This window comes from Bradyrhizobium sp. USDA 10063 (assembly GCF_054063735.1).
The window spans coordinates 8,897,578-8,917,863 of the sequence record NZ_JBSSGP010000002.1; the positions used below are offsets into that span (position 1 = coordinate 8,897,578).

Annotated in this window: 17 protein-coding genes; 10 read left to right on the forward strand and 7 right to left on the reverse strand. The window is 63.5% G+C overall.

Annotated features, from left to right (window positions below; genetic code table 11):
• Nucleotides 1-30 precede the first annotated feature (30 nt).
• The 8 genes from gabT (at nt 31) to ACVJGD_RS43515 (ending at nt 11,832) form a co-directional block, all read left to right on the forward strand.
• Nucleotides 31-1,308: a 4-aminobutyrate--2-oxoglutarate transaminase gene (gene gabT, locus ACVJGD_RS43480; RefSeq protein ID WP_456640573.1), complete on the forward strand. Its 1,278-nt coding sequence runs from the start codon at nt 31-33 to the stop codon at nt 1,306-1,308.
• Nucleotides 1,309-1,385: 77 nt separating this feature from the next.
• Nucleotides 1,386-2,681, forward strand: coding sequence for an ArgE/DapE family deacylase (locus ACVJGD_RS43485; RefSeq protein WP_456639829.1), 1,296 nt, complete (start codon nt 1,386-1,388; stop codon nt 2,679-2,681).
• A gap of 70 nt (nt 2,682-2,751) precedes the next feature.
• Nucleotides 2,752-4,341 carry an ABC transporter substrate-binding protein gene (locus ACVJGD_RS43490; protein WP_456640574.1) on the forward strand — a complete coding sequence of 530 codons (1,590 nt, stop codon included), beginning with the start codon at nt 2,752-2,754 and terminating at the stop codon, nt 4,339-4,341.
• Nucleotides 4,338-5,360: an ABC transporter permease gene (locus ACVJGD_RS43495; RefSeq protein WP_456639830.1), complete on the forward strand. Its 1,023-nt coding sequence runs from the start codon at nt 4,338-4,340 to the stop codon at nt 5,358-5,360. Before ACVJGD_RS43490 ends, ACVJGD_RS43495 begins: the two co-directional genes overlap by 4 nt.
• Nucleotides 5,361-5,368: 8 nt before the next feature.
• On the forward strand, nt 5,369-6,208 hold the full coding sequence (locus tag ACVJGD_RS43500) for an ABC transporter permease (protein WP_456639831.1): 840 nt from the start codon (nt 5,369-5,371) through the stop codon (nt 6,206-6,208).
• Entirely contained in the window at nt 6,205-7,860 is a 1,656-nt protein-coding gene (locus tag ACVJGD_RS43505; protein WP_456639832.1) for an ABC transporter ATP-binding protein, read from the forward strand. Before ACVJGD_RS43500 ends, ACVJGD_RS43505 begins: the two co-directional genes overlap by 4 nt.
• A 50-nt stretch (nt 7,861-7,910) precedes the next feature.
• Complete coding sequence (locus ACVJGD_RS43510; protein ID WP_456639833.1) at nt 7,911-9,470, forward strand: acetolactate synthase large subunit; 1,560 nt, start codon at nt 7,911-7,913, stop codon at nt 9,468-9,470.
• Nucleotides 9,471-9,507: 37 nt separating this feature from the next.
• Nucleotides 9,508-11,832 carry a molybdopterin guanine dinucleotide-containing S/N-oxide reductase gene (locus ACVJGD_RS43515; RefSeq protein ID WP_456639834.1) on the forward strand — a complete coding sequence of 775 codons (2,325 nt, stop codon included), beginning with the start codon at nt 9,508-9,510 and terminating at the stop codon, nt 11,830-11,832.
• A gap of 31 nt (nt 11,833-11,863) precedes the next feature.
• Here the strand turns inward: ACVJGD_RS43515 and ACVJGD_RS43520 are convergent, their stop codons facing one another.
• From ACVJGD_RS43520 to ACVJGD_RS43545, 6 genes are all read right to left on the reverse strand, one after another.
• Nucleotides 11,864-12,574, reverse strand: a complete 711-nt coding sequence (locus tag ACVJGD_RS43520; protein ID WP_456639835.1) for an ABC transporter ATP-binding protein — start codon at nt 12,572-12,574, stop codon at nt 11,864-11,866.
• Complete coding sequence (locus ACVJGD_RS43525) at nt 12,571-13,323, reverse strand: ABC transporter ATP-binding protein (protein WP_456639836.1); 753 nt, start codon at nt 13,321-13,323, stop codon at nt 12,571-12,573. Before ACVJGD_RS43525 ends, ACVJGD_RS43520 begins: the two co-directional genes overlap by 4 nt.
• Nucleotides 13,320-14,156: a branched-chain amino acid ABC transporter permease gene (locus ACVJGD_RS43530; protein ID WP_456639837.1), complete on the reverse strand. Its 837-nt coding sequence runs from the start codon at nt 14,154-14,156 to the stop codon at nt 13,320-13,322. The genes ACVJGD_RS43525 and ACVJGD_RS43530 overlap by 4 nt, the downstream gene beginning before the upstream one ends.
• Nucleotides 14,156-15,034 carry a branched-chain amino acid ABC transporter permease gene (locus ACVJGD_RS43535; RefSeq protein WP_456639838.1) on the reverse strand — a complete coding sequence of 293 codons (879 nt, stop codon included), beginning with the start codon at nt 15,032-15,034 and terminating at the stop codon, nt 14,156-14,158. The genes ACVJGD_RS43530 and ACVJGD_RS43535 overlap by 1 nt, the downstream gene beginning before the upstream one ends.
• A gap of 80 nt (nt 15,035-15,114) precedes the next feature.
• On the reverse strand, nt 15,115-16,347 hold the full coding sequence (locus ACVJGD_RS43540) for an ABC transporter substrate-binding protein (RefSeq protein WP_456639839.1): 1,233 nt from the start codon (nt 16,345-16,347) through the stop codon (nt 15,115-15,117).
• A 171-nt stretch (nt 16,348-16,518) separates the two neighbouring features.
• Nucleotides 16,519-17,196, reverse strand: coding sequence for a MarR family winged helix-turn-helix transcriptional regulator (locus ACVJGD_RS43545; protein ID WP_456639840.1), 678 nt, complete (start codon nt 17,194-17,196; stop codon nt 16,519-16,521).
• 196 nt (nt 17,197-17,392) lie between these two features.
• Here ACVJGD_RS43545 and ACVJGD_RS43550 point away from each other — a divergent pair, with 196 nt between their 5' ends.
• Both ACVJGD_RS43550 and ACVJGD_RS43555 read left to right on the forward strand, forming a co-directional pair.
• Nucleotides 17,393-18,583 carry a 4-hydroxyphenylacetate 3-hydroxylase N-terminal domain-containing protein gene (locus ACVJGD_RS43550; RefSeq protein WP_456639841.1) on the forward strand — a complete coding sequence of 397 codons (1,191 nt, stop codon included), beginning with the start codon at nt 17,393-17,395 and terminating at the stop codon, nt 18,581-18,583.
• Nucleotides 18,486-18,896 carry a 4-hydroxyphenylacetate 3-hydroxylase C-terminal domain-containing protein gene (locus ACVJGD_RS43555; protein WP_456639842.1) on the forward strand — a complete coding sequence of 137 codons (411 nt, stop codon included), beginning with the start codon at nt 18,486-18,488 and terminating at the stop codon, nt 18,894-18,896. Before ACVJGD_RS43550 ends, ACVJGD_RS43555 begins: the two co-directional genes overlap by 98 nt.
• Before the next feature lie 191 nt (nt 18,897-19,087).
• Here the strand turns inward: ACVJGD_RS43555 and ACVJGD_RS43560 are convergent, their stop codons facing one another.
• Entirely contained in the window at nt 19,088-20,284 is a 1,197-nt protein-coding gene (locus ACVJGD_RS43560; RefSeq protein ID WP_456639843.1) for an amidohydrolase family protein, read from the reverse strand.
• Nucleotides 20,285-20,286: the final 2 nt, after the last annotated feature.

Consider the following 20,286-nt stretch of genomic DNA (forward strand, 5'->3'; position numbering starts at 1 on the left):
CTACGGTCCCCTCAACTTGGGGAAGTAAGAATGGCGCTAAACTCCGAACTGATGTCACGCAGGCAGTCTGCGGTGGTGCGTGGTGTTGGTCATGCCACACCGGTGTTCGCTGACCGGGCACTCAACAGCGAGCTGTGGGACGTCGAGGGGCGACGTTACGTCGATTTTGCCGGTGGTATTGCGGTTCTCAACACCGGTCATCGCCATCCGCAGGTGATCAAGGCGGTTCGCGATCAGTTGGATCGCTTTACGCACACGTGTTTCCAGGTCGCCCCCTATGACTCCTATGTTGAACTCGCGGAGCGTCTCAATGCGCTGGCGCCGATCAGCGGGCCGCTGAAGTCGATACTGCTGACAACCGGCGCCGAGGCGACCGAAAATGCGGTCAAGATCGCTCGTGCGGCAACCGGCCGCAGCGGGGTCATCGCGTTCACCGGAGGCTTTCACGGGCGCACCGCTTTTGCGTCTGTCATGACGGGGAAAGTCGTCCCTTACAAGAAGGGTGTTGTTTCCCCTCTGCCCGGCGTGTGGCATGTGCCATTCCCCATCGGTGGCAGCGAGGTCACCGTCGAAGACGCGCTGCGCTATATCGGCTTCATTTTCAAGGCCGACATCGATGCATCCCAGGTAGCCGCGATCATCATCGAGCCCGTGCAAGGCGAAGGCGGCTTCCACCAGGCTCCCCCCGAACTGATGCGTGGACTGCGCCGCATTTGCGACGAGAATGGGATCGTGCTGATCGCAGACGAAGTTCAGACCGGATTCGGTCGGACCGGAAAAATGTTCGCGATGGAGCACTACGACGTCAAGCCAGACCTTATCTGCGTCGCGAAAAGCCTTGCCGGTGGTTTGCCGCTATCGGGCGTGATCGGACGTGCCGCGATCATGGATGCGGCGGAGCCAGGCGGCCTTGGCGGCACATATGCCGGCCATCCGCTGGCATGCGCGGCTGCGCTTGCGGTCCTCGACGTGTTCGAACAAGAAAACCTTCTCACACGTGCCAATGAGATCGGCGCTCGTCTGCGCGATGCGATCGACCGCTTCGCACAGGCCAATCATCTGCTGCCGATTTCCCGGGCTCGCGGATTGGGCGCGATGATCGCCTTCGATGTACTCAAGCAGCGGGGGAGCGGCGAGCCGGACGCTGAAGCCACAAGTCAGGTCACCAGGCTGGCGCACCAGAACGGCCTGATCCTTCTTTCCTGCGGCACGACCGCGAACACGATTCGGATTTTGGTCCCGCTCACGGCATCGGATGAGATCGTGGATGAGGGGCTTTCGATCCTCGAATCCTGCCTCGTCGCGTGAACTCCACGGCCGACGAAGATCGACCAGACCAACAACGAGCATTCGGGTGAATTCAACCCTGCGAACAGGAGACGACCTTGGAAACTGAGCTCACCAAGACCAACAGTCTTGCGGAAGAATTGCGGGCTGCTGTCGATCGCAACTTCGACGACCAAGTGGCCTTCCTCACGCGCCTGGTGCAATTCCGCAGTCTCCGTGGTCAGGAGGCGCCGCTCCAGGCCTGGATGGCCGAACGCCTGGCCGAGCGCGGCTACAAGGTCGATCCCTTCAGCCTCGCCGACGTCGATCTGATGAGCCATCCAAAGGCGGCCCCGATGGATGGGATCGATCTTGCCGGATCGAGACAGGTTGTGGCGACCTATGACGGCGGCGGGAAGGGACGCAGCCTGATCATGCAGGGCCATATCGACGTGGTGCCGGAAGGCCCGGCTGATTTCTGGGAGTTTCCGCCGTTCGAGGGCGTGGTGCGCGACGGCTGGATGCATGGCCGCGGCGCCCAGGACATGAAGGCTGGCGTCTCGGCGATGATTTACGCGCTCGATGCGATCCGAGCCGCGGGCTACGCGCCGCAGGGCCGTATCCACCTGCAGACCGTCACCGAGGAAGAAAGCACCGGCAACGGCGCGCTGTCGACGTTGATGCGCGGCTATCGCGCCGAAGCGTGCCTGATCCCCGAGCCCATCGGGCACAAGCTCCTGCGCGCGCAGGTCGGCGCGATCTGGTTCCGCGTGCGGGTGCGGGGCACGCCGGCGCATGTCGCCTACTCGGAGACGGGTACCAGCGCGATTTTGTCTGCCATGCACGTGATCCGTGCGTTTCAGGACTATACGAAGCGGCTCAACGAGCAGGCCGTGGATCATCCGTGGTTCAAGGACGTCAAATCGCCAATCAAGTTCAATGTCGGCATCATCAAGGGCGGCGACTGGGCGAGCTCCACGGCGGCCTGGTGCGAGTTCGATTGCCGACTCGGCCTGCTTCCCGGCACTAGCCCGCAGGAGGCGATGCGTGGCATCGAGACGTGTCTGGCCGACGCGCAGAGCACCGACAGTTTCCTGTCGAGCAATCCGGCCGAATTGATCTGGAGTGGTTTCCAGGCAGATTCATCGGTCTTGGAGCCCGGAAGCGAAGCCGAGCAGGTGCTCGCCTTGGTGCATCAGGTGGTTTTCAACGAGCCGATGCAATTGCAGATCGGCACCGCCGTTACCGATACGCGCTACTACAAAGTCGATTACGGAATTCCGGCGCTGTGCTACGGCCATTACGGCATCGGGCCGCATGCGTTCAATGAGCGCGTCGATCTCGAAAGCGTCCGCAAGATTACGCTGAGCATCGCGCTCTTCGTCGCCAACTGGTGCGGGCTGAAGAAGCTGTAATGATCGGCGCCGCATCTGCGGGCGTCTCATCCAAAGAACCATGTGAACAGGAATGGGGGGTGTCATGGGAATGAACAGGCGTGAATTCGGCAAGTTGGGACTGGCCGCGGGAGTGGTCAGCGTCGCGGGGATCCCGCTTGGCTTGCAGCGTGCCGCGGGGCAGACGCGCGGCGGCACGCTCAACACCATTACCCATCCGGAGCCGGCCATGCTGGTCACCGCCATCAGCCAGCTTCAACCGACGCTGACGGTCGGCGGCAAGATCTACGAGAGCTTGCTGCGCTATGATTTCGACCTGAAGCCGATCCCGGGATTGGCGCAGTCCTGGACCGTCTCGCCCGACGGGCTGACCTATACGTTCAAGTTCTTCCCGAACATCACCTTCCACGACGGCAAGCCGCTGACGGCCGACGACGTCATCTTCTCGATGACCAAGATGCTGCCCGAAACCCACGCGCGGGCCCGGCCGATATTCACCCGCATCGAAAGCGCGGAAGCGCCCGATCCGTTGACGGTTGTGTTCAAGCTCAAGTCGCCGTTTTCTCCGTTCCTGGGGGCGTTCGATTGCACCACGGCGCCGATCGTGCCGAAGCACATCTACGAAGGCACCGATTTCAAGACCAACCCGGCGAATGAAAAGGCAATCGGATGCGGTCCGTTCAAGTTGAAGGAATGGGTGCGGGGATCGCACATTCACCTTGTCAAGCATGAGGGCTACTACCGCGCCGGTGAACCTCATATCGACGAGATCATCTACCGGGTCATTCCCGACGCGGCGGCGCGTTCGGTTGCGCTCGAGCAGGGAACCGTCAAGCTGACGCAGTGGAGCGACATCGAGCAATACGACGTCGCTCGCCTCGCCAAGCTGCCCCATCTCGACATGACCACGAAGGGATACGAATATTTCGCGCCGCATCTGTGGTTAGAGCTGAACAACCGCATTGCGCCGATGAACGACAAGCGCTTCCGTCAGGCGGTGATGTATGCGATCGACCGCAAAGCCCTGCTCCAGCGCGTCTACTTCGGTCTCGGCAAGGTTGCGACCGGTCCGATCTCGTCGAAGACCCGGTTCTACGAGAAGAGCGTCAAGCAGTACGAACATTCGCCGGACAAGGCCAAGGCGCTTCTCGACGAGATGGGATTGAAGCCGGGCGCGGACGGCAAGCGGATCACCGTCCCGTTCCTGGTCACGCCATCGGGCGAACTCTATCGTCGTGTCGCGGAGTTCTTACGACAATCGCTGCTGCGGGTCGGTATCGACCTGCAGTTCGAAGGTACCGACGTCGCCGGCTGGATCCAGAAGGTCAGCAACTGGGAATACTCGATGACGACGAATCTCGTCTATCAGCTCGGGGACCCCGCTGTCGGCGTATCGCGCACTTACATTTCGTCGAACATCCGCAAGGGCATCATGTTCTCCAACACGGCCGGATATTCCAATCCGGAAGCCGATCGCCTGTTCGAGGAGGCGGCGACCGCCACGTCGGATGCGAAGCGGCAGGAGCTCTATAGCGCGGTGCAGAAGATCCTGGTCGAAGATGTGCCGATCGTATGGCTGTTGGAACAGGACTTTCCGACGTTCACCGACAAGAAGCTCAAGAATGTGACCACGACCGCCATCGGCGTTCACGAAACCTTCGGCGCGGTCCGGTTCGAATGAGCGTCGTCGCCATCAACAGGTACGCAGGCCGCTTGTCGGCCTACGTGCTGGGCGCCGCCACCGGAGCGGTGAAGATCATCGGCGTGATCCTGGTCATCGCGACCTTCAACTTTATTCTCGTTCATGCGGCTCCCGGCGACCCGGCGCAGGTGATCGCCGGACAGAGCGGTGCCGCCGACGAGACATTGCTCCGCCAGATACGATCGGCTTACGGCCTGGACCAGCCGTACCTGGTGCAACTGGCGAGCTCCCTGAAGAAAACGCTGACGCTCGATCTCGGCTATTCCTATCGGCAGCAGCGGACAGTGTTGTCGCTGCTGCTCGAACGGCTACCTGCGACCTTGCTGCTCACTGGTACGGCATTCATCCTGTCTCTGGTCTTCGGCACGGCGCTCGGGACCATAGCCGGCACACGCGCGGGAAAATGGTCCGACACTTTCTTCACCATTGTCTCGCTGCTGCTCTATGCCTTGCCGGTGTTCTGGCTCGGCCTGATGCTCGTGCTGCTGTTTTCCGTGCAGCTCAATTGGCTTCCGCCATTCGGCTACGTGACGGTTGGCGTCGAGATGACGACGTGGCAGCGCATCGCGGACATCGCCTGGCACATGGTGCTGCCGACCTTGTCGCTCGCCGCTGTCTATCTCGCGATCTATGCCAGGCTGATGCGTTCCTCGATCATCGAGGTCAAACAGCAGGATTTCATCAAGACGGCGCGCGCCAAGGGCGTGACCGAGTCCCGGATCGTGATGCATCACCTGCTTCGCAACGCCATCCTGCCCGTGATCACGGTTGCCGGAATGCAGGCCGGCGGTGTGGTCGGCGGCGCTGTCGTTGTCGAGACCGTGTTCGCCTGGCCCGGCCTGGGGCGGCTGATCTATGACGCCGTGCTGCAGCGCGACTATCCGGTCATGCAGGGCATCTTCCTGGTCATGTCGATTGTCGTCATCGGGCTGAACCTGCTCACCGAGGCGGTCTATCGCATGGTCGATCCGCGCATCTCCGTACGGAGCGTGAGGTGAGGCGAGCCGTGAAGACCCTGGCATCCTTTCTTCGACATCCGGCCGGCGTCATCGGGCTGGTCATCCTGACCGGGGTCGTCGTGCTGGCCCTCGTGGCGCCGACGCTGTTTCCTGATGATCCCTGGGACATGGTGGCCGCGCCGTTTCAGCCGCCGTTCGATGGCGAGACGTGGCTCGGCTCCGATATGCTCGGTCGCGACGTCGCCGCCTGCATCGCCTATGGCGCGCGGGTCTCGCTCCTCATTGGCGTCTCCTCGACGCTTGCTGCGCTCGCGATCGGCGTCACCGTGGGAGCCGTTGCCGGCTATTTCGGCGGCCGCGTCGATGAAATCCTGATGCGCTTCGTCGAATTGTTCCAGACGATTCCTGGCTTCATTCTCGCCATCCTGCTGGTGGCGACCCTCGGGCCTTCACTGAGCAACGTGATCCTCGCGATCGGCGCGGTGAGCTGGCCTCAGCTTGCCCGGCTGACGCGCGCCGAGTTCCTGCGATTGCGGAGCAGGGAATTCGTGCAGGCCGCGGTCTGTCAGGGACAGCCGCCGGTGTCGGTCGTGTTGCGTCACATTTTGCCGAACGCCGTGTCGCCGATCATCGTGACCGGCTCGCTGATGATCGCCAGCTCGATCCTGATCGAAAGCGCGCTCAGCTTCATGGGGCTCGGTGACCCCAATCTGATGTCCTGGGGGTTCATGATCGGCGCGTCCCGTTCGGTGATGCGCCAGGCATGGTGGATGAGCGTGTTCCCCGGGATTGCCATCTTCCTCACCGTGCTGGCGATCAACCTCGTTGGCGAAGGACTGAACGATACCCTGAACCCGAGACTGTCGCGGAAGGCGCGAGGTGCATGACGGACGAACCGCTGCTTGCAATCGAAAATCTGTCTGTTGCTTTGCCGAAGGGCGGGGACCGGCAGTTCGCGGTGGAAAACGTCTCGCTTGCCGTGCGCCGCAACGAGATCGTTTGTCTGGTCGGCGAATCCGGTTCGGGTAAGTCGATCACCGCGCACGCCGTGCTCCGGCTGTTGCCGCCAGGTCTTGAGGTCGCCACAGGCGCGATCCGGTTCAAGGATATGGACCTTGCAAGGGCGGATGAGGGGGCAATGCGGGCGCTGCGAGGCGGCCCGATATCCATGATCTTCCAGGAGCCGCTCAGCGCGCTCAATCCGCTGACGCGGGTCGGTCAGCAGATCGCGGAAGCCATCAACACGCACGCCGGCGCGAAGCTGTCCCGTTCCGAAGTGGACGCGCGGGTCATCGAACTGATCGCGGCGGTCGGCTTGCCTGACCCGCCGGCGCTCGCGCGCAGCTATCCGTTCCAGCTCTCCGGCGGTCAGCGCCAACGCATCATGATCGCGATCGCGATGGCCAATGAGCCGGCACTCCTGCTCGCCGACGAGCCGACGACCGCGCTCGACGTGACCACGCAAAAGCAAATCCTCGGGCTAGTCCGGCGGTTGCAGACCGAGCGAGGAATGGGCGTCCTGTTCATCACGCACGACTTTGGCGTTGTCGCCGACATCGCTGACCGCGTCGTTGTCATGCGCAACGGGTGTGTTGTCGAGCAGGGCACGGTCGATGAGGTGCTCCGTGCTCCGAAGAATGACTACACCAAGGCACTCATTGCGGCAGTGCCGGGCGGTCGGCCCGCCGCGATGCGCAGCCACGCTCTGGGGAGCGATCCGTTGTTGGAGGCCCGCGGTCTCAACAAGATGTTCACGTCCCGTCAGGGCGCTTTCAAGCCGATGCGACGGGTGTCGGCCGTGCAAGACGTCGCGCTTACGTTGCGACCACGCGAGACGGTTGCCGTCGTCGGTGAGTCCGGATCGGGCAAATCGACGCTCGCGCGCATGATCATGCGGCTGATCGAGCCCGACACCGGCACGATCGATTTCGATGGGGTGGACTTTCTCAAATTGAAAGGCGTGCAGTTGCGCGCGATCCGCCGCAAGGTGCAGATCGTCTTTCAGGATCCGTTTGCGGCTCTCGATCCACGGCAGAAGGTCGGCGAGGCCATCGCGCGTGGACCAATGACCTATGGAACGCCGCCGATCGAGGCGATTGCGGAGGCAAAGCGACTGTTGGCACGAGTCGGGCTGAAGGAGAGCGCATATGAACGCTATCCTCATGAGTTCTCCGGCGGGCAACGCCAGCGCATCTGTATCGCGCGCGCCATCGCGTTGAAGCCGCTGGTGCTGGTCGCGGACGAGGCCGTTTCGGCGCTCGACGTCTCGGTGCAACAGCACATCCTGGAATTGCTGGCCGAGCTGCGCGAGGAAATGAACCTGGCCATGCTGTTCATCACACACGACCTGCGCGTCGCATCGGAGATCGCCGACAGGATCGTCGTGATGCGGCGCGGCGAGATCGTCGAGCAGGGTGAGACGCAATCGGTATTTGGGGCGCCGCAGCACGCTTACACCCGCGAATTGCTTGAGGCCATCCCGGGGCGCTCGTTGTTCGGTCGACCGCACGAGCCATCCGTCAATGTGCGTTTCGCTTAGGCACTAGTGTAGCCTTGCGGAGAGCAAACTGAAATACGGGGCGCAATGACATGAGAACTGGTGCGGATCATCTCTGCGACGCGCTGCTCGCGCTTGGCGTCGATACCTGCTTCGCCAATCCGGGGACGTCGGAGATGCACTTTGTCGCCGCGCTCGATCGTCGGCGGGACATGCGATGTGTGCTTGGCCTGTTCGAGGGCGTCGTCACCGGAGCTGCCGATGGCTATGGCCGGATGATGGACCGGCCCGCGGCGACCCTTCTGCATCTCGGCCCCGGTCTGGCGAACGGGCTCGCCAATCTCCACAACGCCAGGCGCGCCGGCACGCCGATCATCAACATCGTCGGCGAGCATTCGACCGCGCATCTTCCGCTCGACGCGCCGCTGACGAGCGACATCGAAACGCTCGCCCGGCCGATGTCCGCGTTCGTGCGTCGGATCGGCAGTGCCACCTCGATCGAGCAGGATGTCACTGATGCCTGGGACGCGAGCCTGGCAAACGGCATCGCCACGCTGATCCTGCCGGCGGACATGGCCTGGTCGGAACGGTCCGCCGCGGCTCCGCTCGCCAGGCGTTCGCAGCCGCCCAGGCGCGAAGTCGATCCGGACAAATTCAAGGCGGTCGTCGATCGGCTGCGCAGCGGTTGCAAGGCGGCGCTGATCCTGTCGGGACAGGCCTTGCGCGCCGATGCGCTCGCGGATGCCGAGAGGATCTGCGCCAGGACCGGCGCGCGGCTGTTTGCGCAGGGCGTCAACGGGCGCATCGAGCGGGGGCGTGGTCGGGCACCGATCGAGAAGATATCCTTTGCCTGGGAGCAGGGTCGCGCCGCATTGGCGGGCATCGACATGATCGTGCTGATCGGTGCCAAGGAGCCGGTCACATTCTTTGGCTACCCGACGCAGTCCGGTCGTCTCGCGCCTGAGGGGTGCAGCGTGGTCGAACTCGGCGGGCTCGGTCACGATCTGAAGGGAATTCTCGCCCATCTTGCGGAAGCTGTCGGCCCCAGGTCGGCGGCAGGTTTGCAGACGAGCCATCTGGCAGCAGCCGAGGTGTCGCTCCAAGCCGACGCTCCGCTGACCGCCGAAATGATCAATAGCGTGGTTGCCGCGAAACTGCCCGAGAACGCGATCGTGTGCGACGAGGCGATCACGTCCGCCGGATTCTACGAGCTGTCCTACAATGCGCCCGTGCATGATTATCTGCAGATCACGGGTGGCGCTATCGGCATCGGAATGCCGATGGCGGCAGGAGCTGCGATCGCCTGTCCGGGGCGCAAGGTGGTGTCGCTTCAGGCTGACGGCAGCGGCCTCTACACGCTTCAGGGGCTCTGGACGCAAGCGCGCGAGAAACTCGATATTGTGACCATCATCTTTGCCAATCGCGGCTATGCGATCCTCCACGGGGAAATGCGCAAGGTTGGCGTCGCGAGCCCGGGCCAGAATGCCCGCCGGATGCTCGACATCGAGGATCCCGAGATCGATTGGGTCAAGCTTGCCGGCGGCATGGGTGTAGCGGCGGAACGCGTGACGACCGTTCAGCGTTTCGCAGAAGTGTTCGACGCTGCGCTTCGGCAGCGCGGGCCGTTCGTCATCGAGGCGTCGTTGCTGTAGCCTCGCAGGGCGATGTTCTAGAGACGGGCAACGGCAGATGACGAATTCCAACGCGACCGATCGTGACCAGGGCTTCGCGACGCACAGTGCGCATTGGGGAGCATTTTCCGCGCGCTGGGACGGTCAGGATATCTCGATCCTGCCGTACGGCGGCGATCCGGCGCCATCGCCGATCCTCGGCAATTTCAAAGGCGCCCTGCGCCACAAGGCGCGTATCCTGAAGCCGATGATCCGCCGCAACTGGCTCGAGCATGGGCCAGGCCCGCAGCGGCGCGAAATCGGCGACGATTTTGTCGAATGCGGATGGGACACTGCGCTCGATCTGCTCGCCGGCGAACTCGCGCGCGTTCGCGACAATTTCGGCCCGAAGGCGATCTATGGAGGCTCGTACGGCTGGGCCAGCGCGGGACGCTTTCATCACGCGCAGAGCCAGATCCACCGCTTCCTCAACCTCGTGTGTGGCGGCTATGTGCGTTCGGTCAACAGCTACAGCGCGGGCGCGTCGGCGGTGATTCTGCCGCATGTGATGGGGCCGTTCGAAGCGCTTTCGCGGCGCAATGTGACCTGGGATCAGGTGCGCAACCATACCGATGTCGTGCTGGCGTTCGGCGGCATGGCGATCAAGAACTCGATGATCGCCAGCGGCGGGCTGAGCCGTCACGTCGAGCCCGACGCCATGCGCGAGGCGGTCGAGCGTGGCACGCGGTTCATCTCGATCAGCCCATTGCGAGATGATTTCCCGCCCGAGGCCAAAGCCGAGTGGATTCCGATTCGTCCGGGCACCGACGTCGCCGTGATGCTCGCGATGGCGCACACCTTGCTGCTCGACGACCTGTGCGACCGTGCCTTTGTTGATCGCTACACGACGGGCTTCGACGTGTTCGAGCGTTACTTGCGTGGCGACGGCGACGGACAGCCCAAGCATGCAGATTGGGCGGCCTCGATCAGCGGAATTGCGGCCGACCGGATCAGGGACATCGCCCGCTCGCTTGTGCATGGCCGCAGCCTCATTGCCGTGGCCCATGCGTTACAGCGCGCGCAGTATGGCGAGCAGCCGGTGTGGGCCGCCGCGGCACTTGCGGCAATGGTCGGCCAGATCGGTCTGCCCGGCGGCGGCTACAATTATGCGCTCGGTGCGATGGGGCACACCGGCCGCCGGGTCAACGCCGTGCCGATTCCGACGATGCCGCAAGGAACCAACCCGGTTCGCGAATTCATTCCGGTGGCGCGGATTTCCGACATGCTGCTGAATCCGGGCGCATCATTCGCGTACAATGGCAGCGAGTTACACTATCCCGATATCAAGCTCGTCTATTGGGCTGGCGGCAATCCGTTCCATCATCATCAGGACATCCATCGTCTGCGTCAGGCATTTGCGCGCCCTGACACGCTCGTGGTCCACGAACTCGCCTGGACCGCAATGGCACGGTCCGCTGACATTGTGCTGCCTGCGACGATGACGCTGGAGCGCGACGATATCGGCGCCGCGGCGACCGATCCGCGATTGATCGCGATGCGCCAGGTCGCCCCTCCCATCGGTGAAGCGCGCGACGACTTCGCAATTCTCCGCGATCTCGCGGAGCGGCTCGGCGCCGCAAAAGTCTTTGCCGAAGGACGCGATGCCGCGCAATGGATGCGCCATCTGTATGAGCCGACGCGGCGTGCCCTGGCCGAGCGCGGCTGGGAGGCGCCTGATTTCGAGGAGTTCTGGGAACGCGGCGAACTGGCGCTTCCGTCGGAACCGGACGACGGCGGTATCCTGCGCCGTTTTCGAACGACGCCAGAAGAAAATCCGCTGCCGACGCCCAGCGGCAGGATCGAGATATTCTCGAAGACGGTTGCCGGCTACGGCTATGACGATTGCCCGGGCCACCCCACCTGGCTTGCCTCTACCGAGCAGCCGGACGCGGCAGCCCCATTGTGGCTGGTCGCCAATCAGCCGGCGACGCGACTTCACGGTCAGCTCGATTTCGGTGCGTACAGCCAGTCAAGAAAGATCGAGGGCAGGGAAGTCGCACGGATGCATCCGGACGACGCGATGCCGCGCGGGATCGTCGACGGCGACATCATCAGGATCTTCAATGTGCGTGGCGCCTGCCTCGCAGCGGTGCAGGTGACCGAGGACGTGATGCGGGGCGTCGTCAACTTGCCGACTGGCGCCTGGTACGATCCTGCCCCGGGCGACGCCCTGAATCCCCTTTGCCTCCATGGCAACCCTAATGTGCTGACGCGCGACGTCGGCACGTCACGATTGGCTCAAGGCTGCTGCGGACAAATCACCGTGGTCGATTGCGAGAAGTTCGCAGGAACGGCTCCGGCCGTCCGAGCCTATGAGCCGCCGATCGCCGTGAAATCTTTCTGAGCTATTCCGCCATCCTGCATTTGGACAGAACTCAACCGCGTCCTCCCAGAAAGGCGTCCGAGACAGCGGGATCTTCGATCATCTTCTGCGCCGGGCCGGACGCCACCATGCGGCCGGTCTCAAGCAGGTACGCCCGATCCGCCACCTTCAACGTTTGACGCGCCTTTTGTTCGACCAACAGCACGGACAATCCTTCGGCGCGCGTCTCGGCAATGACGCCGAAAAGGTAAGCCGTGGCTTGGGGGGCAAGGCCGAGCGATGGTTCATCCAGGAGCAGCAGCCGGGGTTTCGATAGCAGCGCGCGCGCCGTCGCCAGCAGCTGCTGCTCGCCGCCGCTGAGCAGGCTGGCGGCGTTGTGTCGCCGCTGCCCCAGGATCGGGAAGCGCTCCTGCATGCGCTTGAGGTCCGCGATCGCCTGGCTCTTGTCCGCGCGGGTGTAGATCCCCATCGCCAGGTTTTCCTCGACCGTCATGCGTCCGAGGATGCCGCGCCCTTCGGGCACCAGCACGATGCCGCGGCGAACGTTGCGTTCGGCGTCGTTCGGCCTGAGCTTTTGGCCTTGGTAGACGATCTCGCCCTGGAAGGGCAGCAGGCCGGCGATCGCCCGGGCGATCGTGCTCTTGCCCGCGCCATTGGCTCCGAGCAGCGCGACGATCTCGCCTTCAGCGACGTCGATGTCCACGCCGCGCACCGCGGCGATGGCGCCATATCGAACCTTGAGCCCCCGTGCCGAGAGTATCATTCGTCCTTACCGAGATAGGCGTCGAGGACGCGAGGATTCGTTCGGACTTCGCTTGGCGTGCCTTCCGCAATCAGCACGCCGAAATCGAGCACATAGAGATAATCGCATAGTTGCATCACGAAGTTCATGTCGTGCTCGATGAGAAGGATCGTCAATCCGGTTGCGCGAAGCTTCAGCATCAGTTGCCGGACTTCTTCCGCTTCGTCATGGTTCATGCCGGCCACGGGCTCATCGAGCAGCAATAGTTTCGGCCGCGCGGTGAGAGCGCGCGCCATCTCCACCCGGCGCTGCAATCCATAGGGCAGCGATTTGGCGGGGCGGTCACGCAGGCCGGTCAAGCCGAAGAACTCCATCACCTCCTCGGCGCGCACCTGGGCGGCTGGATCACCCCAGCCCACCGGCAGCAATCGGCGCCACCAGGACTCGCCGTGCGGCTGCGCCACAAGCAGATGCTCCCAGACCGTCATGCTGGGGAAGAGGCGGATGTTCTGGAAAGTTCGCGCAATGCCCTCGCGCGCGATCCTGTGCGGAGGCAGGCCGTTCAGCGCCGTGCCGTTCAGGCGGACGGTTCCAGCATCGGCGCGATAGGCACCGGTGATGACGTTGAAGAGCGTCGTCTTGCCGGCCCCGTTGGGACCGATGATACCGACGATCTTGCCCTCAGGCACGCCGCTGGTCACAGCGGAAAGCGCGTGGATGCCGCCGAAGCTTTTCGTGACCTCGGCAAGTTGAAGGAGCGGCGCGCTCATGATGCCGCCTTCCTGAACGTAAGCCCACGCAGCAGCGTGCGGTCGACGATGCCCTGGCGACGCACCAGGAGCACCAGGATCAGCAGCGTGCCGAAGGCGGCGAGGCGCCAGTCCGCGATCGGCCGCAGGAATTCGGGCAGGAAGACCAGCAATATCGCGCCGATCAGGGAGCCTAGCCCGAGCGTGGAGCCACCAAGGATGGTCGCGAGCACGAAGTCGATCGAGCGCTCAAAGCCGAAATTGGCGGGTTCGATATAGACGTGATGATGCGCAAACAGCCCTCCCGAGATCGCGGCAACAGCCGCGCCGATCCCGAATGCACTCACCTTGATTGCGACGCTGTTTAGTCCGACCAGTCCCGCCGCGGTTTCGTCGTCGTGTACGGCCTGCATCTCGAGCCATACGCGCGAGCGCTCGACGAGGATCAGGACGACAAGGATGCTGCCGGACCACGCCCAGATATACCCGACCGAAATGTGCGCCATGCCGTGAAAGCCGCCGGAGCCGCCCATCGCCGGGAAGTTGATGAAGAAGCTGCGGATCATCTCGCCGAAGCCGAGCGTGGCCATCGCAAGATAGATGCCCTTCAGCCGAAGCGCCGGGAAGCCCACGATCACGCCGATGATGCCGGCCGCGATCGCCGAGACGATCAACGCCGGCGTGACCGGCATGCCGACTTCGACCGTGAGGTAAGAACTCAGATAGGCGCCGATCGCCATGAAGGCGGCATTGCCGAGCGACAATTGGCCGGTGGCGAGAATGATGTAGACGCTGAGCGCACCGAGCAGCAGGATGCCGGCTTCAGCGAACAGGCTGGCGTAATAGGTCGACATCACACGCGCTGGCCCTGGTCGGAACGCGCGCCGCCGAGCAGGCCCTGCGGGCGCAGCAAGAGGATCAGAATCATGAAGCCGTAGACGACGAAGTCGCGGACCTGCGAGCCGCCATAGGCCACCGTCAGCACCTCGACGACGCCGATCAGGGGACCTGCGAGCAGCGCGCCCCAGATGTTGGTGGTGCCCCCGATCACCATCACAGCGACCGCCTTCAACCCGATTTCGACGCCAAGATATGGCGTGATGGCGCCGTAATGCAGCGCGATCAGGACGCCGGCAACGCCGGCAAGCGCGCCCGAGAGCGCGAAGGCAAACAAGGTCAGCCGGTCCGCCGAAACGCCGAGCAGGCGCGACACTTCGCGGTTCTCGGCGACCGCCCGCAGCGCCCGGCCAATGGTCGTTCGCTGCACGGTGTAGGCGACCACCATCACCAGCATGATGGTGGCGCCCACCACGATCAACTGCATCTGGCCGATGTTGACCGGGCCGAGCGTGTACTGCCGCCCCAGATATTCGTCAGGCAGTTGCAGCGGGTCGGAGCCCCAGAAGTTGGTCGCGACGTTCTGCAGGATGATCGAGAAACCGAGCGTGCTCAGCATCGGGGTGACGACAGGGGTGCCGCGCAGCGGCTGATACCCGATCTTCTCGATCAGCATGGCGGCGACGGCAGCGCCCGCCATGCCGCCGAGCACGGCGACCGGAAGGGGAAAGTTCGCGGCGATCAGCGTGAATCCGAAATAGCCGCCGATCATGAAGAGTTCGGCGATCGCCAGATTGAGAATGCCGAGAATTCCCATCACGATGGAGAACGACAGCGCCAGCAGCGTGTAGATCGCTCCTAGCGTGAGGCCGTTCACGAGTTGCTGCCACAGCATGGAGTTTTCAGTCAGTCAATTTGATGCGCGTTGAGGAGAGTGGCCGGGCGAACCCGGCCACCGAATGACATCTGCGTCGATCAGCAACCGGCGTGGTTGGGTGCGGAACTGCAGCCCCGGACCTTGGTGTCCCAGGCGCCGTTCTGCCCCTGCAGCACGTAGAACGCCTTGATCGCGTCGCCGTCGTCATTGAAGCCGATCGGGCCGCCGAGACCCTGGAAGCCTTCCAGCTTGGCGAGATGGTCGCGGATCTTGGCGCGGTCGGCCTCGACATCCGCAGGCTTGCCGGTCACGCCGGATTTCTTGATCGCATCGATGTACATGCTGACGATCTCGTAGATGTTGGCGTCATACATGCTCGGTTCGATCTCGGCCGGCAGACCGCTCTCCTTGCGCAGGAGCGGCTGCAGATTGGCGACAAACTTCTCGGCCGCTTCGCCTTTCATGGTGGCGAAGAAGGTCGCCGGCGCGACGATCGGGATTTCCGGCGCGGCCTTGAGGATCGCAGACGAGATCAGTTGGGTGGCGCCGACCACCGGCTTGATCAGGCCCTGGCGCTTCATCTCGCGCAGCACCGTGATAGCCTGGCTATAGTCCGCGCTGACGACCACACCGTCCGGGTTCAGCGATTTCAGCTTGGTGACCTGGGCACTGACGTCGAGATCGCCGGTGTTGAACGACAGCGGATCGGATTCGTTGACGATGGTGATCTCGTTCGCCTTCAGCACGGCGGGCATGATCGCCTTGCCGACCGTGGCCGCGGTGGCGTCCTTGGCATCGAAGATGATGCCGACGGTCTTGATGCTGAACGCCTTCTTGAAATAGGGCACCGTCGTCTTGGCAAGCACGCCTTCGTCGATCGTGTTGCGGAACGCCCACGGCCGGTTCAGCTTGGCCACTCCCGGCTTCGAGGAGGCCTGCGAGGTTGCGACCACCTTCATCTCGTTGGCGACCGGGAACGTCACTTCGGCGGCGCTGCTGGTCAGCGGGCCTGCGACCGCGAGGACCTTTTCGTCGCCCGCCAGCTTGCGCAGCGAGCTTGCCGCCTGCGCCGGCTTGGCGCCGTCGTCGAGAATGGTGATCTTCAGCTTGGCGCCGTTGATACCGCCGGCATCATTGGTCTGCTTCTCCAGCATCTTCAGCGTGACGCTGTTGCTGCGGCCCCATTCGGCGAACGGACCACTGCTCGGCACGATCGCACCGAGCGCGATCTCCTGAGCTTGCGCCAGCGCGCTGCCTGCGCCCAGCGAGACCACGGCGAGAGCGGCGAGGGTGCCTAGCAGCCGCGACGGGTTCGGTTTGACCTTCAACATCGAGTTCTTTCCGTTGCTGTTAACCATGGCTGCCTTTGACCGCAGCCGATCTCGGAGGCATGCAATGCACGCGGCGTGCCAGCGGCCCCGCGGCGTCGCCAATGTTCCAACAGATCTGGCTTTTTGACAAACGATAATTTGAGAGCTTTGCAGATTAGTTCTCTTTAGAAGCTATTTTTTCGGCACCGCGGTGAAGTTTGCGGCAACCTGTCGCGCCTTGCCGGTCTTCCGCGGCGGCTTCGAGGCGGACTTGCGCGACGGCGCAGGGATAGGCTGGACGTTGGTTTCAGCCAGGTAGCGCTGCAGCGCGATAGCGCGGTCGCTCGACTCGACCAGGCGCTGTACCAGGTCGAGCAACAGCTCGAACTCCCGCGCGCTCAGGCAGCCGAATTCCACGTCGTTGACCTGCATTTGCGTCGGCGCCAGCCGTTCGAGCAATTCGGCGCCCCGCGGCGTGACGCTGAGCGAGAGCCGCCGGCGATCGCCCTGATGGGCCGCCTTTTCGATCAAGCCCTTGCTTTCCAGCTTGTTGGTCACGGTGGTCACGAAGGCGCCGCTGAGATGGAGGTGATCGGCGACGGTCTTGACGTGCACGTCGCCCTGCAAGGCCAGATGCCGGATCGCGATTAGCGTCGTGTATTCAATTCCGGGAAGACCGATGACGGCGGCATGGCCGTCGCGCAGGGTTTGATGCCGGACCAGGAATCCGAACAGGCTGTGCACCAGTCGGCGAAACTGCTGGTCGGAGCCGTCTACGAGCAGCTCGGGGCGGGAGGTCGTGAGCGCAGCGCGATGGGCGGTGCGTCCGGCGCCGGGTTTGGTGGTGATGGCGCGCGCTGTTTTAGCCAAGGGATCATCTCATTGATTGGGTTCGTCGCGAGATTGAACGCTCCTAATAGCAATTGCAATGCTTGTGTCCGAATGGGCACAGCGTTTATTGCCGCCTTGACATTCGGTTCATAATAGCTTCGGATATTAGCTATCTAATCCTACGCCGGGCTGGCGGGAAGCGCCATCTGTTCGGTGTTCTTTTTTGGGGATCGCGATGGGCGAGGCATCATCCGGGGCGGCTGCGGGCGGTTTGGTCAAGAACGGCGCCGAGCACATCGCAAGCGTGCGCGACGGCAGGGCGGTCTTTCTCGACGGCGAGCGTGTCGCCGATGTCTCGACGCATCCTGCCTATCGTCATGCCGTCGAGTCGGCCGGTGTGCTGTATGACTACCAGGCGCATTCCGACAATCTGGAGCGCATGACCTTTGACGTCGGCGGCGGCCGGCGCATCAACCGCGCCTGGCAACTCCCCAGGAGCCACGCAGATCTGGTCGAGCGTCGAAAGGCGCTGGTGGAGTGGGCCGAATTGTCGTGCGGCTACCTCGGCCGGTCGCCCGATCACGTGGCGTCTTCGATGTCCGGCATGATGATGGGGATCGAGGTCTTCGAGAACTATGATGTGAAGCGCGCCCAGGCGTTTCGGGACTGGTACGACTACGCCAGCAAGAACGATCTGTTTCTCACCTATGTCATCAACAACGTGCAGGGCGACCGCTCCAAGGCATTTGGCAGCCAGGGCAAGGGCGCCGAGGACATGGTGGCACGCATCGTCGACGAGGATGCCTCCGGCATCACCATTCGCGGCGCCAAGCTGTTTGCCACCAGCGCGATCATGGCCAATGAGCTGTTTGTCGGCTCCGGCCAGCCGCTCCGGCCGGGTGAGGAGCATCTGGCCTTCTCCTGCGCGCTGCCGATGGGCGCCAAAGGATTGAAAATGCTGTCGCGAAAGTCGTTCGAGGCGCACGCGGTCAGCGAATACGACAATCCGCTGGCCTATCGCTACGACGAGAACGACGCCCTGGTGTTTTTCGACGACGTCAAGGTGCCGTGGGAGCGCGTTTTCCTGCTGCGCAACACCGACATGTGCCGGGCGCAACTGCACGATACGCCGGCCCACATCTATCAGAACTATCAGGCGCAGATCCGGCTTTCGGTCAAGCTGCGGTTCCTGGTCGGCCTGGCGCGCGGCATCGCGCAGACGATCGGCACCATCAATTTCCCGCCGGTGGTCGACACGCTCGGCAAGCTGGCGTCGCAGGCGGCGCTGATCGAGGGCATGGTGTTCGGCATGGAAGCCGGCGGGCGCCATGCGCGGCGAATATTTTCTGCCCAACAAGCATCTGCTTTATGCAGCGCAAGTCCAGTCGCAGGAGATGTATCCGCAGATCATCAGCACGATCCGTGAACTGGCCGGCGGGGCGCTGTTGATGCTGCCGTCATCGGTGCGGGATTTCGCCAATCCGGAACTGGCCGACATCATTTCGCTCACCCAGATCTCGCCGGCGATGAGCGGCGAGCAGCGGGTCAAGATGCTGAAAATGACCTGGGATGCGGTCGGCTCGGAATTCGCCTCACGCCATCTGCAATACGAGATGTTCTACGCCGGTGCGCAGTTCGTCACCCGCGGCCACAGCTATCGCACCTATGACTGGGATCGCGCCTCCGGCCTCGCCGACAGATTGGCGAGCAAGTACCGATTGCCGGATTTCAAGAACTAGAGCAATCGGCTATCAGATTGAAAGGCAGACCCGGCGAAGGTGCGCTCCCTCTCCCGCTTGCGGGAGAGGGCTGGGGTGAGGGTGTCTCCGCATTGGGACTCCCCGAGTGGAGAGAGCCCTCACCCGGCGCTACGCGCCGACCTCTCCCGCAAGCGGGAGAGGTGAAGATTCAGTCTGATCGGATTATGCATCTAATGCGCGGCGCCTGAGAAGTCGCGGGGCAGGCGGTTTTCCGCGACGCGGACGTTGCGGATGCCGGCCGGCGTGTTGCGGCTGCGACCGACAAAGCGCGGAACGCCTGCCGTCAACACGGCCGACACCGCCGGGACGTCGCCATTGCGCAATGCTGACAGGGCGTCATCCTGCGAGCCGCCGGCGCAGGCGTCGATGAGCAGCACGTCGGCTTCCTTGCCGGGCTGCAGCAGGCCGGTGTTCAGCCGATAGACGCGCGCGTTGTTGCCGGTCGCCGCGGCAATCGCCTGCTCCGGGGGCATGCCGCCAAGGCTCGCGAGGTGGCTGATCGTGTAGAACATGCCGAGCGGCATGATGCCGCTCCCGGTCGGCGTATCGGTGGCGATCAACAGCCGCTCCGGCTGCCCCGCTTCGTCGAGCAGTTTGGCCGTCAGCAGCGCGGTGCGCAGATTGCCCGCGGTGCAAAGCTGCAAGGCAATGGCGCTCTCATTGACCAGACGGGCAAAGCCCGCCTCCGGCATCGCCACCGGACCGCCATTGACGTGAAAGGATACGGTCGGATTGGACGCCAGCACATGCTCGGCCCAGATGCCGGACGAGCCGGGGATTGACGAGCCGCCGGTATGCATGGTGGTCACCATGCCCAGTCGCCGCGCCGCCAGCATCAACGGTGCATAGTCGAAGGGCGTCGCGAAGGCGCCGAATCCTGCCTTGGCGAGCCAGACGCCGGCGCCCAAGAGTTCCTCGAGGTCACCTTCGGTGAGGCCGGGCTCGAGAATGACCGAGCCGGCGTGAACCCGCACGCCGCCGGGGCGATAGTCCAGGAAGCAAGCCCGCGCCGCGAGCGCCAACGCCTTGACGCCGGCCGCATCCTTCGGCCGGCCCGGCACATGCACTTCCGATGCGGTGATCGCCGTCGTCGTGCCGCCGTGCAGATAGCTTTCGAGATAGCCGACGACGCGCTGGCGCGGGGTGTAGTCGCCGAAGGTGATGTGCACGTGGCTGTCGATCAGGCCGGGCACCGCCGTCGTTCCCGCGGCGTCGATCACGACATCGCAAGCTGCAACCGCGTCAGCGGAAAGCGTCCCGATCTCGGCGATCACGCCATCGTTGATCAGGATGCCGTCGCCCTTGGCGAAAGGTTGGGCGAGATCGCCCGTCACGATGGTGGCGATGTTGACGATCGCGGTGCGCATGG